The 13582-nt window shown below is 47.2% G+C and carries 11 protein-coding genes; 3 read left to right on the forward strand and 8 right to left on the reverse strand.

All coding sequences use genetic code 11. The features are described 5' to 3' along the window. The first annotated feature begins 186 nt into the window (after positions 1-186). From GGR41_RS13255 to GGR41_RS06895, 3 genes are read left to right on the forward strand one after another with little or no spacing between them, the layout of a single operon-like run. Positions 187-1911, forward strand: coding sequence for an SMP-30/gluconolactonase/LRE family protein (locus tag GGR41_RS13255; protein ID WP_338112426.1), 1725 nt, complete (start codon positions 187-189; stop codon positions 1909-1911). Continuing rightward, positions 1862-2842: an EamA family transporter gene (locus GGR41_RS06890; RefSeq protein WP_229711032.1), complete on the forward strand. Its 981-nt coding sequence runs from the start codon at positions 1862-1864 to the stop codon at positions 2840-2842. Before GGR41_RS13255 ends, GGR41_RS06890 begins: the two co-directional genes overlap by 50 nt. A 51-nt stretch (positions 2843-2893) precedes the next feature. After that, positions 2894-3628 (forward strand): FadR/GntR family transcriptional regulator, encoded by a 735-nt coding sequence (locus GGR41_RS06895; RefSeq protein ID WP_167661198.1) that lies wholly within the window; start codon positions 2894-2896, stop codon positions 3626-3628. A gap of 40 nt (positions 3629-3668) precedes the next feature. Here GGR41_RS06895 and GGR41_RS06900 read toward each other — a convergent pair whose 3' ends face one another. The 8 genes from GGR41_RS06900 to GGR41_RS06935 are packed head-to-tail and all read right to left on the reverse strand — an operon-like array spanning position 3669 to position 13473. After that, a complete protein-coding gene (locus tag GGR41_RS06900) occupies positions 3669-4142 on the reverse strand; it encodes a MarR family winged helix-turn-helix transcriptional regulator (RefSeq protein ID WP_077734271.1) in 474 nt (157 codons plus the stop codon). Positions 4143-4183: 41 nt separating this feature from the next. Beyond that, positions 4184-5977 (reverse strand): acyl-CoA dehydrogenase family protein, encoded by a 1794-nt coding sequence (locus GGR41_RS06905; RefSeq protein WP_167661199.1) that lies wholly within the window; start codon positions 5975-5977, stop codon positions 4184-4186. Between the two features lie 13 nt (positions 5978-5990). After that, on the reverse strand, positions 5991-7133 hold the full coding sequence (locus GGR41_RS06910) for an ABC transporter substrate-binding protein (RefSeq protein WP_167661200.1): 1143 nt from the start codon (positions 7131-7133) through the stop codon (positions 5991-5993). Positions 7134-7170: 37 nt separating this feature from the next. Next, entirely contained in the window at positions 7171-7902 is a 732-nt protein-coding gene (locus GGR41_RS06915; protein ID WP_167661201.1) for an ABC transporter ATP-binding protein, read from the reverse strand. Continuing rightward, the gene (locus GGR41_RS06920; protein ID WP_167661202.1) at positions 7899-9665 is read right to left on the reverse strand and encodes a branched-chain amino acid ABC transporter ATP-binding protein/permease; all 1767 of its coding nucleotides are present in this window, start codon (positions 9663-9665) and stop codon (positions 7899-7901) included. Before GGR41_RS06920 ends, GGR41_RS06915 begins: the two co-directional genes overlap by 4 nt. A gap of 4 nt (positions 9666-9669) precedes the next feature. Continuing rightward, entirely contained in the window at positions 9670-10707 is a 1038-nt protein-coding gene (locus GGR41_RS06925) for a branched-chain amino acid ABC transporter permease (RefSeq protein ID WP_167661203.1), read from the reverse strand. After that, positions 10704-12596: a feruloyl-CoA synthase gene (locus GGR41_RS06930; RefSeq protein WP_167661204.1), complete on the reverse strand. Its 1893-nt coding sequence runs from the start codon at positions 12594-12596 to the stop codon at positions 10704-10706. Before GGR41_RS06930 ends, GGR41_RS06925 begins: the two co-directional genes overlap by 4 nt. 43 nt (positions 12597-12639) lie before the next feature. Then, positions 12640-13473, reverse strand: coding sequence for a p-hydroxycinnamoyl CoA hydratase/lyase (locus tag GGR41_RS06935; protein ID WP_167661205.1), 834 nt, complete (start codon positions 13471-13473; stop codon positions 12640-12642). Between the last annotated feature and the right edge of the window lie 109 nt (positions 13474-13582).

Below are 13582 nucleotides of genomic sequence, written 5' to 3' on the forward strand. Positions count from 1 at the left end.
TCCTTTTTGATGTCTTGCCTTCAGCAAGGTAAAGCTTTTTTGCTAACCAACTTAAATGTCATCATACAACATAGAATTTTAAACGCACCTAGGGTAATCACTAAAAGAAGCCTATTATCAACAGTGTAAACTCAAATAATCCCGCTTTACTGGTTAAAGATGTTCTAAATAGGTATATGTCATATGATGACTAATGAGATAGCTTCTGTAGGAAAGCCTCCTGTAAACACTTTATTGCTTACAGGTGCAGCTGGTGGATTAGGTCAAGCTCTACGCACTAGGCTAGCCGCTTTATGTCACTGCCTTCGGCTTAGCGATATTATGCCCATTCGTTCTCTTGCCTTAAATGAAGAATTTAGGTTTGCTGATCTCAGCCAAGCTGATGACGTTTACTCAATTTGCGAGGGGGTTGATGCAATCATCCATTTAGGAGGCATTTCTTTAGACGCTCCATTTGAAGACATCCTTCAGGCAAATATCGTGGGCTCATATAATATTTACGAAGCCGCGAGACAACATAATATCCAACGCGTTATTTTTGCTAGTTCAAACCATGTCACTGGTTTTTATAAGCAAGGGGAGCGAATAACCATCAGATCTCCTAAGCGCCCCGATAGTTATTACGGTATATCTAAATCCTTCACGGAAGACTTAGCCTCTTTTTATTATGATCGCTATGGAATTGAGACATTAAGTATTCGTATTGGGTCTTCATTTCCAGAGCCTAAAGATCGCCGCATGCTCTCTACATGGTGTAGCTATGATGATTTAGCACAGCTAATTAAGTTGGGTTTAATCACTCCGCATATTCAACATCAAATTATTTATGGTGTGTCCGATAACCCCGAAACATGGTGGTCCTCAGCTCATACCGAGAGCATTCCTTTTAGGCCTCAAGATAGCAGCTCCACTTTTAGCTCCTTAATAGAGCAACAACCTTCTCTGGCTGTAGAGCACCCTCAGCGAAAATATCAAGGAGGGAATTTCACTTCTTTAGGCCCCTATCCTCTTCCCTACCCTCAATCAATTGAGGCAAAAGTTACAGTAAAAAATAAAAATATTTTAGGAGAAAGCCCCTTTTGGGCCTCACTCTCAGGGCAGCTGTACTGGGTTGATATTGAATTAGGCTATTTACATAGCTACCACCCTGTTACTAAAGAGCACCACTTTTGGCAGTCTGAGATAAAACTTACTGCTGTATTTGAAGATCGGAAGGAATCAAATAAGGTTTGGCTTTGCACAGAAAATAGTATCGCAACAGCCCAATTAGATTGGGGGAAACATACTCTTTCTGTAGAAACTATTGCTGCCTTCTCCGCACCAACATCTGGGATGAGGCTTAACGACGCCATTATGGACGCTAGAGGCCGAATTTGGGTAACTGCTATTTCCTTGACACAGCCACAAGTTGAGGACAAGCCAACTTTAGGCGGATTATATTGCTGGGACCCTCAAAAACCCCAGCACTTGACCCTTCATGTTCCATATCTGCGCATAGGAAATGGTCTAGCTCTTAACCCAGAGCAAAATCGCCTTTATCTCTCAGACTCTCATCCAAGTAAATGCGAAATATATACTTTTGATTACGATCTCACTCAAGGCCGCCTTAAAAATAAGCGTGTTTTTGCTACGCTCAAACCAGGGCAAGGACGGCCCGATGGCGCAGCTATTGATGCTTTAGGTGGTTACTGGATCTGTGGAATAGAGGCTGGAGTTATTCATCGCTTTTTACCATCAGGTCAATTAGAGCGATCTATTTATTTACCTACTCTAAACCCTACCAAAGCTTGCTTTGGGGGAGAGCATTTAAATACTTTATACATTACTCACAAAGGTACAGATCAAAATACAGCTGCCTTATATGAGTTATGCCCTGGAGTACAAGGTCTATACTGGAGCAAATTCAACTGACATGACTTCGCCATCTCCTCTACCTCGTCATATTGCTATTGCGATTATTCTCTGTTTAGGCAGCGGTTTTGCAGCAAACCATGTTTCTGCGCGTATTGCTTTTGATGCTGGAACTGGACTACTAACTGCTATACTTTTTAGGGCTGGCCTAAGTTTTATAACTTTGCTTTGGTACCTAGTCTGGACTAAACAACCACTGTCCTTACCGAAAAAATTCGCTAAATGGCAGCTTAGCTTAGGGGTTCTCATCTGTTTGCAAAGCTTGTGCATTTTCTCTGCGGTCGCTCGTATACCAGTAGCTATTGCGTTATTAGTAGCAAATTCTTTCCCTATTCTTCTGGCTCTTTTAACATGGGCTTTAGGTGGCGTAAAACCCACACGTCAATCTTTAATTATTATGGGCATCATTTTTTTTGGGCTCATCTGGGTGCTTGATTTACCATCATGGTTTCAACAAACCACCGTATTAGATCAAAACTGGTATACGGGTTTAAGCTTTGCTTTCGGCGCAGCATGTTGTTTTAGCCTCGCATTGTGGATTACTGAGCACAAACTTGGTCTGTTATCTGGGCCTGTGCGAAGTCTTTATACTATAGCTATTGTTTTGCTTATTATTATTGTGCTGGCTTTTAGTGGTGTCTTAGAAAATAGCGTTCAGCTTCCATATACCCAAAAAGGCTGGCTAGCTTTAACTTTAGTCGGTGTACTCTATACCTTATCTTTTATCGGACTTTTTGTATTTGCGCCAAAGCTCAACATGGCGATTAACTCTCCTGCCATGAATATAGAGCCTGTTACCTCTTTATTTCTTGCTTGGCTATTTTTAGATCAGGTATTCAGTCTAAATCAACTCTTTGGCGGGGCCATAGTTTTAGTCGGAATAGTAAGTCTAGCCTATCTTAATTCGATAAGTAAAAGAAAAATTAATTAAAATGTGAGTTACTTAAAAATACTTTATATATTGCCATGACCCAAAAATACAATGATTAATGAAAAGAGAAACGTTCGTCGTCGAACACAAAGCCTAACTCAAGAAGTTGCTCAAGAGCTGACTGAAATGATCCAATCAGGAAAGTTAAAGCGTGGAGACAGACTTCCTACCGAATCCGAACTAATAGAACAAATGCAAGTTAGCCGCACGGTGGTGAGAGAAGCCATTTCCCATTTACAAGCCCATGGTTTAATTGAAACACGTCATGGAATAGGCTCATTTGTACTCGACACGCCCACAAGTTTAAATTTTAGAATAGCGCCCGAATCACTGGAAACACTCCACGACATTATTGATGTTTTAGAGTTGCGTCAGAGCCTTGAGTCAGCAGCTGCTAGTATGGCGGCTCTACGTCGAACAGACCTAGATCTCGAGGTAATGAAGAAAGCTCTAGAAAATTTTCAGTTTGCCCTCTCAAAAAAAGAAAATACCGCCGATAGTGATTTCGAGTTTCATCTGGCTATTGCACAGGCAACTAAAAACAAATACTTCACAAAATTTATGTCGTACCTAGGTCAGGCTGTAATACCTAGAACGAGGATTAAAATCCAAAACAATAATCCAAAAATGATGAAAGATTATCTTAACCGTGTACATGATGAACATTTAAATATTTATCAGGCAATTCAATCGCAAGATCCTGTATTGGCAAGTAGTGCTATGCAAATTCATTTAAATAATAGTATTCAACGTCTAAAAGCTACCCTGTCTCAAAAGGAAAGTTAAAAAAAGCGACCACTCAGGTCGCTTAAAAGACGTTTCTTGTTCATTCTTTGTTTACTTTCACGTTTTCAAGAAATAAACGCAACGTCTGCCTCAAGACACTGAGGTGGTCACCGTTAAGCCCCTCAAGCATAGTGGCTTCGATGGCTTGGACACGTGTATCGCCTTTAGCCAGTAACTGGCGTCCGGCATGGCTTAAGGCTATTTGGACGACACGGTTATCTGCGGTATCAGGTTCGCGTGTGATCCAGCCTTTTATTTCCATAGAGAGCACCATTTCATGGGCGCTTTGAGGGGAAATCATGGCTAACTCAGCTAGACGGGCGTTGCTCATGGACTGGTGATCAGCCAAAAAAGACAATGCGGTATACTGGCTTACGGTTAGCCCCAAATCTTTTAGTTGTTCACGCATGATGCGTTTGAACACATGGTCGACTCGGCCAATTAAATAGGCAATTCCAACAGGTTTGGTCTCGCGTTGCACCTGGCTAGGCGTCGGTGTACTCAATGTACTCATACTGTTCCTGATGAGCTCGAGAGAACCCATCGTTAAGAGAATTAAATTAATGCCCAATCAAAATCGGCTTGCTCAATGGCAGTTCCTCCTGATTGAACAACCTGTGCCAGTGCATGAACAGTAGGTAGTTGATGGGTTGCGTAATACAGCCATAACTGTTGTACCCCTACACAGTATTCCTGTCCTTCGGCGGCTTGGGCACTTGCCTGATTCGCAAACACAGCGAGTTGGGCTAATTGCCACGCCGCGCTTAACACCCCCAGCAGCTCTAACAGCGGTACAGAGACCGCAAATAAACTGTACAAACTGCGTGAGGAAGTAAGTAGCGACTCGACACTGGCGCGGCCAGCGTCTACAGCACGTTGTAGAAGATCTGCTGTTGCTGCTAAAGATGGGTATTGGGTTAACGGGGCAATGCTGCGCTCGATATGCTGCAATAAAACCGCCAGACTTTGTCCTTTGTCTCGAAGTAATTTACGCCCTAAAAGGTCTTTTGCTTGAATACCCGTTGTGCCTTCAAAAATTGGCAAAATACGGGCATCGCGCATGACTTGGGCAATACCGGTTTCTTCTACGTATCCCATCCCTCCGAATACTTGCACGGCTAAGGCACTATTATAAGAGGCCTTTTCGGTACACCAACCTTTAGCAACAGGTAAAAGCACATCGACCAACTGTTCTAGCTGTTTTTTTTGTTTGGCGTCCGTTGTGTGTTCAAGTTGATCTACATAAGCGCCCAAGCTATAACATAACGCTCGCATGGCAAACGTGGTCGAGCGTAACTCTAACAACATACGTTTGACATCGGGGTGATGCATAATGGGCTGTACGGTGGCCGGGTCTTGGCCTACCACCGCCCCTTGCACTCGCTCACGCGCGAATTGCCGTGCCAGTTGATAGGCTTTTTCTGATACGCCTACGGCTTGCAAAGCCACCGCTTGACGCGCCTCATTCATCATCACAAACATCTGTGCTAGGCCTTGGTTAGGCGCTCCGACTAGATACGCCGTCGCCCCCTGATTATCACCATAGATCAGCGTACAAGTAGGGCTACCACGGATCCCGAGTTTATCCTCGATGGATACACACGCAATATCATTTTTTGCACCGAGTTGTCCTTGCTCGTCAACCAAATATTTAGGGGCTAAAAACAACGATAAACCGTGATGACCAGCAGGCGCATCAGGTAAACGCGCCAGCACCAAATGCACAATATTTTCTGCTAATTCGTGCTCACCAAAAGAGATATAAATTTTTTGCCCAAATAAGCGATAGGAGCCATCTGTTTGAGGCTCAGCACGCATCGTGGTGGCAGCTAAATCTGAACCCGCTTGAGGCTCGGTTAAATCCATCGTCGCTGCCCATTGGCCTGAGACGATTTTTTCTAACCACGGTTGGTGCCAACGGGGGTCAGCCGTTGCAATTAACGCTTCTGCTTGAGCCACGTTTAACTGGGGCAACATAGAAAAAGCCAAGTTCGTGCTGTACCACATTTCCCATACAGCACGTGCAAAACTACGCGGTAAACCCTGCCCACCTTGCGCTTCTGGTAAAGCCAAACCAATCCATCCACTCTCTATAAACTGTGTATAAAGTGGGTGCCACTCGGGCGTTGTGTGTACAGTGCCTTCGTGTAACTGGGCCCCAAACTCATCAGCAATGCGGTTACTAGGTTGCATCATTCCTTGGGCAAACCGATCCGCTTCGACCACAATGGCGTGAAACAAATCTAAATCAAACACGTCAGCTAAAGGCGGACACTGTTTGTCGGCATAGTGCTTAAGGTAATGCGCCATAAAACGCATGTCATGCAGAGGTGCTTGGTAGGCAGGCATTAGGTATTCCTCCTTATTCTACGAGTTCAAAGGTGCCGTTTTTAACTTGGACCACATAGCGAGCGCGTTCGTCGTGGCCAAAATGGTCTGTAGCGCTCATATTGTAAACACCATGCACGCCCTTCACTTCGGTGGTTTTTTCTAACGCATCACGCAGAGCCACTCTGAAGGCCTCGGTGCCTGGCTCGCCTGCCGCTTTGGCTTGTGGAACGGCCTGCTCTAACAATGCCCATGCATCATAAACATGACCTGCAAAGGTAGAAATACTCGTGGGTCCAAACGCATCGCTATAGCTCTGAATAAAAGCGGTAGCAGTGGCTTTGGTAGCAGCTTCCTCGGGCAGCAAATCGTTAATTAATAGGGGGCCGATCACAAATACCCCGCCTTCTACCGCTTTACCGCCTGCTTTCAAGAACTCTGCCCCAGCAGCACCGTGAGTTTGGTAAATTTGACCTGTAAAGCCACGTTCGCTGAGCGCAATATGCGGCAAGGCGGCCGGGGTGCCCGAGGCCAGAATCAACACCGCATCAGGCCGTGAAGCAATCAACTTCACTACTTGAGAGTTCACTGAGGTATCGCTACGGTTGTATTTTTCAATAGTGGTCAGCGCAATGTCGTGTTGTTGTGCACTGTCTTGAACTGCTTTAAGCCAGTCGTCACCATACGGATCGGCAAAACCAATTATCCCCAATCGCTTTACCCCTTTTGCTACCATGTGCTCAATCAGTGCGGCAGCCATTAAGGTGTTGTCCTGAGCCACTGGGAAAACCCATTGAGCCTTGGTGGCATCGGCCACTTTAGCGGGTGACATGCCAATTAAAGGCGTTTTGGCCTCGACAGCTATTTCGGTGATGGCCAATGCATTTGAAACGGTACTGCCCCCTAAAATGACATCGGCCTGACTTTCCACTAAATTCCGTGCATTACGGGATGCTACGTTCGGGTCAGAACCATCATCTAAAATAATCACTTTCACAGGCTCACCAGCAATGGTAGTTGGCATGATGCTAGCCGCATTGCGTTGCGGCGCACCCAACGCTGCCGCAGGCCCAGTCGCTGACACACTAACGCCCACAACTAGCTCAGCCGCAGCACTGAGGCTAAGGCTTAACAGCCCGGTTAAACCTAAGGTAATGAGTAGGTGTTTTGCTTTCATCCTTGTCTCCTTGTGGATCTTTTTTATGATTGGGCTCTTAGGTTTTAAGGCCTAAGTAGCTACTGACTACTTGGGGGTTGTGCAAAAGACCTTGTGCCTCCCCCTCTAGGACCACTCGTCCGGTTTCCAACACGTAGCCATAATCGGAAATCCGTAATGCCGCTCGAGCATTTTGCTCTACCAATAAGATGGACACCCCCGAATCGCGTAGTTTTTGCACAATCTCTAGAATTTCCACGACGATAAGGGGGGCCAAACCTAAACTGGGCTCATCTAACATTAATACGCTGGGCTTAGCCATTAAGGCACGCCCAATCGCTAACATCTGACGTTCACCCCCAGATAACGTATTGGCGTATTGGTGCCGACGCTCATACAAGCGTGGAAACCAGTCATACACCTCTTGCAAAGAGTGCGCTTGGTCACGATGACCTTGGGTGTAGCGACTGTAGGCGCCCAATACCAAGTTATCCTCTACCTTCATCTGTCCAAACAGCTCGCGCGTTTCTGGCACTAACACCACGCCATGCGCAACTAAGGTCTCTACGCGCCATTTTCGTTTACTGGGTACCAATGCGCTTTGAATAAGCCCTTGATAAGGCAGTAACCCCATCAACGTTGCCAATAAGGTGGATTTACCTGCCCCGTTTGAACCAATCACGCTGACAATTTGCCCGGCACCCAATCGCAAGCTCACTTCATGTAATGCCTCGACAGAGCCGTAGGAAACGGAGAGTTTATCCACCACTAACAAGGTATTGCTACTCATAGTTCGGCTCCTAAATAAGCCTCTAGGACTTTAGGATTGGCTTGGATTTCAGCTGGCGTGCCAGCAGCAAGCCATTGCCCAAACTCCATGACCACAACTTGGTCGGCAATACTCATTAAAAAATCCATATCGTGCTCGACAAGTAAGACGGCGACGCCATCGGCGCGTAGCTGGGTTAAGAGCTCGGCCAACTGCTGTTTTTCGTTGTGGCGCAACCCAGCAGCGGGCTCGTCGAGCATGAGCAAAATAGGGTCTGCACACAGCGCCCGCGCAATTTCAATAATGCGTTGCTGCCCTAACGCCACATCACCCGCTCGCATAGATTGATAGGGCGTCAAACCGCAGCGTTCAATTTGACGTTGTGCCTCGGCGAGTATTTGTTGTTCTTCGGCCCGATCTAAACGCCACGCGGACTGCACAAAGTTTTTATGGCCTCGCAAATGCGCACCCAAAGCCACGTTTTCAAGCACGGTCATGTCCAGATTTAAGCGTACGTGCTGAAAAGTGCGACTTAACCCTAGGGCAGCAATTTCTCTGGCACTTTTTTGCTGAATAGGTTGACCTAAGAATTCAATTTGCCCTTCTGTGGCGGACGATACCCCAGAAATGCAGTTGAACAGTGTACTTTTACCGGCTCCGTTAGGCCCAATCAGAGCGGTAATTTGACCCGCCTTTAGCGTAAGACTCATTTGGTTATTTGCTACCAGACCACCAAAGCGTTTGGTCACATTTTTTACGCGTAATAGTTCAGAACCAGCGGGGGGCAACGTACGTGTGGCTAATGCTGGCGCCTCGGCATGCACCACAATAGGTTTTTCTACCCAGCGTTTGGGTAAAAAGCGGGCGACAAAACTCCATAACCCAAAGCGTGCCTTATGCAGCAGCACCACTACCAGCACAGCAAATACCACGCCTTCGATATTACTTGTACTGCCCATTAAAGATGGCAGCCATTCCTGTAGCACCTGCTTTAACGACAGCACGACCCCTGCCCCAAGCACTGCGCCCCATACACTACCAATACCACCCAATACGGCCATGAATAAAAACTCAATGCCCGCATTTAATGAAAAGGGCGTAGGGCTTATAAAACGCTGCATATGCGCAAACAACCAGCCTGACACGCATGCCAACTGCGCCGCAATAAGGAACAGAACAATGCGGTAATACGAGGTTTTAATGCCCATCGCGGCACTCATCCCTGGATTAGCCAAGCTGCGCATCGCGCGGCCTTCACGCGAACGCAACATATTTTGACTGCACCAAATGGCCACAAGCAACACCGCCCAAATGACGGCTAAAAAAGAGCCAGGACTCCGTATCTCCCATTCAAAAAAAGGAATATTTGGGATACCCGCTATGCCACTGTGCGCCCCGAGCTTTTCGCTGCTACCAAATAAAAAGTAAATGCTAATCCCCCACGCCAAGGTTCCGAGCGGCAAGTATTGGCTAGATAAGCTCATGGTTACCCAACCTAAAAATAACGCTAAAGTGCTGACTAAAGTTAAAGCCACTAACAACGTTAGCCATGGTGAGGTGCCATATACGGTAGTCATATATGCCGTTGTATACGCCCCTAACCCCACAAAAGCAGCCTGCCCAAACGAGGTCATAGCACCTACCCCCGTTAACAGGACCAAGCCCACCGCAACGAGGGCAGCTAAACCAATGTAGTTCAGCATCGTAATTTGAAAATTTGTTAATACAGTTTGAAGTAGCAGCAAAGCTATAAAACCCAAACCATACGCTAATAGGCTTCGCATACTATCAATCCTCGTCGGAGTGGGTTGCTCCGATGGAGCGCACCAACAAAATAGGAATAATCAATGTGAATACAATGACCTCTTTATAGGCACTGGCCCAAAAAGCCCCGAATGTTTCCAAAAATGCGATCACCAACGCCCCCACTACAGCCAGTGGGAAACTCATTAGGCCACCAAAAATAGCCGCCACGAAGCCTTTTAAGCCCGCCAAAAAGCCACTGTCGTAGTAAATTAAAGTCAATGGCGAGGCCAAAATGCCGCCTAGCGCTCCGATAAAGGCAGCCACCCCAAACGCCAACTTGCCAGCCATTTCAGTAGGGATGCCAACCAACCGAGCCCCTAAACGGTTGACTGCCGTAGCACGTAAGGCTTTGCCATAAAAGCTTTTCTCAAAAAACACGTACAGCAGTACCATTACCAAAATCGTGACACTGATAATCCATAAGGCTTGGTACGACACAAAGGTACCTAGCATTTCCACCAGGCCATCGGTAAAGTTAGGCGTCCGATTGGCATCCGCGCCAAACATATACAAGCCCAAACTGAGAAAAGCAATATGGACGGCCATGGCTAAAATTAATAGAAATAGATTGGATTGATTAGCGACAGGCTGAAAGACGACGCGGTACAAATAAATGCCCATGGGAAAAGTAATGAGCAAGGACAGAAGGATCTGCACGACTAAAGCCAGTTGGTCGACGGCTGGAAAGAGCCAGAGCGCAACCAAAACCAACACCGGCGCACTGAAAGTCCAGGCCAGTCGTTTCAACAAGGTATCCATCTCGTCGTTACGCCAACAAGTGTGCACGTCGGCACAAGCACTTAGCACGGCTAGCCCCCACAGCAACCATACGGTAGCAGGGGTATGACCTGCTTGCAGGCCCATTAAGGTCAGGGCGCCAAACGCAACAAATTCCCCTTGGGGTAAGAAAATAACGCGGGTCACGGTAAAAACCAAAACCAGCGCTAACGCTAACAAGGCATAAATGGCAGCATTAGTTAGGGCGTCTACGCTTAACATCATAAAGACGTCGTAATTCATGCCATTTCCCCTAGAGGCGCCCTTACCCACTCGATGCGCTCTGCGTCGTCTTTGGCATAAAGGCGTGCAATCAGCTCTGCACGGCGCGCTAGAATAGCCCGCTGATTGAATGAGCCTTTATCTGTGAGTTCGTGGTGATCCAAGGACGGCGCCTCGTCCATTAAGCGAATAAAGCTGACGCGGCGAGAGCTACCTGCTACGCCCTGATTTAAACGCTGTAAAAAGTCATGAAAATACGCTTTAACCTCGGGCTGCACACACAGTTGGGCCAAAGATAATTTAGAGGTAGAGGCCGACAGCAGTTTTTGTGTCTCGTGTTCGCGTAGAAAAACCAATAACCCGATTTCATCTTGATTTAAGCCACAGACGGCTACATCCCAAATATACGGCGCACCCAATAAAATGGCGCGGCTGCGCAAAGGCCCTACACTCACAAACGTACCTGTGCTGAGCTTGAAGTCTTCGGCTAAGCGACCATCAAAACGTAACCCTAACTCGGGTTGCTGCGGGTCACAAAATGCTACGGCGTCGCCGGTGCAGTAGTAGCCTTCCTCGTCAAACACAGCCGCAGTGGCTTGGGGGTCACGCCAATACCCGGGCATCACATGCGGACCTTGAATGCGTATTTCTAGTTTATCTTCGTTAGGAACTAGCTTAATTTTGCATCCTGGCGCTGGTAAACCGATATACGCAGCGCCCACCATCGGGCCGGTAGTAAACACACTAGAAGGTGAGGTTTCTGTCATGCCTAAGCCTGACAACATACGAATGGCCCGCCCGCAATGCTGAGCACTAACACGGTCTAGCTTTTCCCAGACGGCATCAGACAACCCCGCACCCGCAAAATAAAAAAACTGCATATTTTTATAAAAACGCTCGCGCAACTGCTTATCGTGTTCCAACGCATCAGCCAATACATCCCAGCCTTTAGGGACTGTTAAATAGGTAGTGGGCGAAATGTCTTTTAAATTACGTAAGGTTCGCGCAAAGCCAGCTTCGGTAGGTAAGCCATCATCCAAATATAAGGTGCCTCCATTCGACATCACAATGCCCACATTATGACTGCCCCCAAAGGTATGGCTCCAAGGCAGCCAATCCACCAAAATTGGAGGCGTTGTGCCAAAGCAGGGAAAGGTTTGTAATAACATTTGCTGATTGGCACACAGCATTTGATGGGTGGTGGTCACGGCTTTAGGCGCACTGGTCGACCCCGAAGTAAACAGAAACTTAGCGATGGTATCGGGTTGAATTGCCTGATAATGCGCTGCCACGGCCTGGGTAATAGGGGTAGTCAGCAGCGTATCAAACCCATAGGTGCGACGCGTGCGCTGAAAGCTGCCTTGCGCAGAAATGAGTGCTACGTCATCGGCAACAACGGCTGCAATCGCGTTGCTATAGGCATTCGCGTCTGACACGAAGACTGCGCCCGGCGTAATGATTTGCATAATATGAGCGAGACGATCATAACGACGTGCCAGTAACGAGTAGGCTGTAGAAATTGGCGCATAAGGCACCCCCACATGCTGAGCCGCTAAGGCTAATTGCAAATGAGCAATGTCATTGCCAGACAAAATAGCCAGCGGGCGCTCTGCGCTGAGACCTAAATTAAGCAAAGCTTGGCCTAAATGCTGCACGGCCGAATACATGGCGCCATAACTGACTCGAATCCATGCATCGGTATCGGGACACCGCTCAGCCACAAAAGTACGATCGGGATGTTGGGTAGCCCCACGAACTAGCGCATCGGTAATGCGTCGATCATAGGGTGCTAGCGCTTGCTGTAAATGCATGCGCCACACCCCATTTTCCTCTTTATGTACCACAGGCTCTGATTGCAATATCTCCACCTGCCGGTAACGCTTACTATCCAGCGGTTTGATCGTACTCATTGTCATCCTCGTCTTTGGTTTTTAGTCTAGCGCGTTGTTTTTATTAGGAGCGCTTGTAGGCTTGTAAGCCGGGTTTAATGCTTTTCTCATCCAAAAACTGCTTGAGTCCTTCTTTGCGCCCTTGTTCTTGGTCACGGTAATTGGATTGGTCCGTTTTGGCGTAGAGGTAGTCTTCACCCTGTTCCCAAGTTAGTTCGCGGCAGCGCTTGAAGCCATGCTTTGCAATACGAAGTACCGTGGGATTTTTTTCCAGTAAAGACTGAGCTAAACGTATGACTTCGTCTTTTAACTGTGTAAGCGGCACACTTTTATTTACTAGCCCCATTTGTTCTGCTTGTTTGCCCGTCCATGTTTCCCCCGTCATGATGTAGTACAGCGCATTACGATGGCCCATGGTATCGGCAACGGCTTTGCTTACCAAGTTTCCTGGAGGAATGCCCCAGTTCACCTCAGATAAACCAAATACGGCCTCGTCGGCAGCGATCGCTAAATCACAGGCTACAAGAGGGGAAAAACCGCCCCCAAAACACCAACCATTCACCATAGCAATGGTTGGCTTGTTATAAAAACGCAATTGATGCCATTGCCAACGTGAACACTCCCGGCGAATGCGCTCTTGATACACGTCAGATTTGCCATCAGTTTCACGGAAATATTCTTTTAGGTCCATGCCTGCTGTCCAAGCGTCGCCCGCGCCCGTCAACACCACCACACCGACCTCATCGTCTAGCTCAAGTTCATCCAAGACCTCGGCCATTTCTCGGTTTAGCGTAGGACTCATGGCGTTGCGCTTTTCAGGACGGTTTAGTGTTACCCAACCAATTTTGTTTTCCACTGCTACATGGACCGTAGCCCAGCGATTTTCATAATTCGACATGCGTATCTCTCTTATATCAGGAAGCCTGAGAAAAAAATAAGATACCCTATTTATCAGGTAGCCTGATATAAGGGTTAATACCACAGCTCCTACGCTGAACCACAGCGGC

The organism is Paenalcaligenes hominis (assembly GCF_011927625.1).
GTDB lineage: Bacteria > Pseudomonadota > Gammaproteobacteria > Burkholderiales > Burkholderiaceae_B > Paenalcaligenes > Paenalcaligenes hominis.

What these genes read in the sequence shown, in the direction of transcription:
- GGR41_RS06905 (WP_167661199.1), bottom strand. Translation starts at nt 5,977, where the DNA reads ATGCCTGCCTACCAAGCACCTCTGCATGACATGCGTTTTATGGCGCAT.
- GGR41_RS06920 (WP_167661202.1), bottom strand. Translation starts at nt 9,665, where the DNA reads ATGCGAAGCCTATTAGCGTATGGTTTGGGTTTTATAGCTTTGCTGCTA.
- GGR41_RS06910 (WP_167661200.1), bottom strand. Translation starts at nt 7,133, where the DNA reads ATGAAAGCAAAACACCTACTCATTACCTTAGGTTTAACCGGGCTGTTA.
- GGR41_RS06930 (WP_167661204.1), bottom strand. Translation starts at nt 12,596, where the DNA reads ATGAGTACGATCAAACCGCTGGATAGTAAGCGTTACCGGCAGGTGGAG.
- GGR41_RS13255 (WP_338112426.1), top strand. Translation starts at nt 187, where the DNA reads ATGACTAATGAGATAGCTTCTGTAGGAAAGCCTCCTGTAAACACTTTA.
- GGR41_RS06935 (WP_167661205.1), bottom strand. Translation starts at nt 13,473, where the DNA reads ATGTCGAATTATGAAAATCGCTGGGCTACGGTCCATGTAGCAGTGGAA.
- GGR41_RS06925 (WP_167661203.1), bottom strand. Translation starts at nt 10,707, where the DNA reads ATGAATTACGACGTCTTTATGATGTTAAGCGTAGACGCCCTAACTAAT.
- GGR41_RS06915 (WP_167661201.1), bottom strand. Translation starts at nt 7,902, where the DNA reads ATGAGTAGCAATACCTTGTTAGTGGTGGATAAACTCTCCGTTTCCTAC.
- GGR41_RS06895 (WP_167661198.1), top strand. Translation starts at nt 2,894, where the DNA reads ATGATTAATGAAAAGAGAAACGTTCGTCGTCGAACACAAAGCCTAACT.
- GGR41_RS06900 (WP_077734271.1), bottom strand. Translation starts at nt 4,142, where the DNA reads ATGAGTACATTGAGTACACCGACGCCTAGCCAGGTGCAACGCGAGACC.
- GGR41_RS06890 (WP_229711032.1), top strand. Translation starts at nt 1,862, where the DNA reads ATGAGTTATGCCCTGGAGTACAAGGTCTATACTGGAGCAAATTCAACT.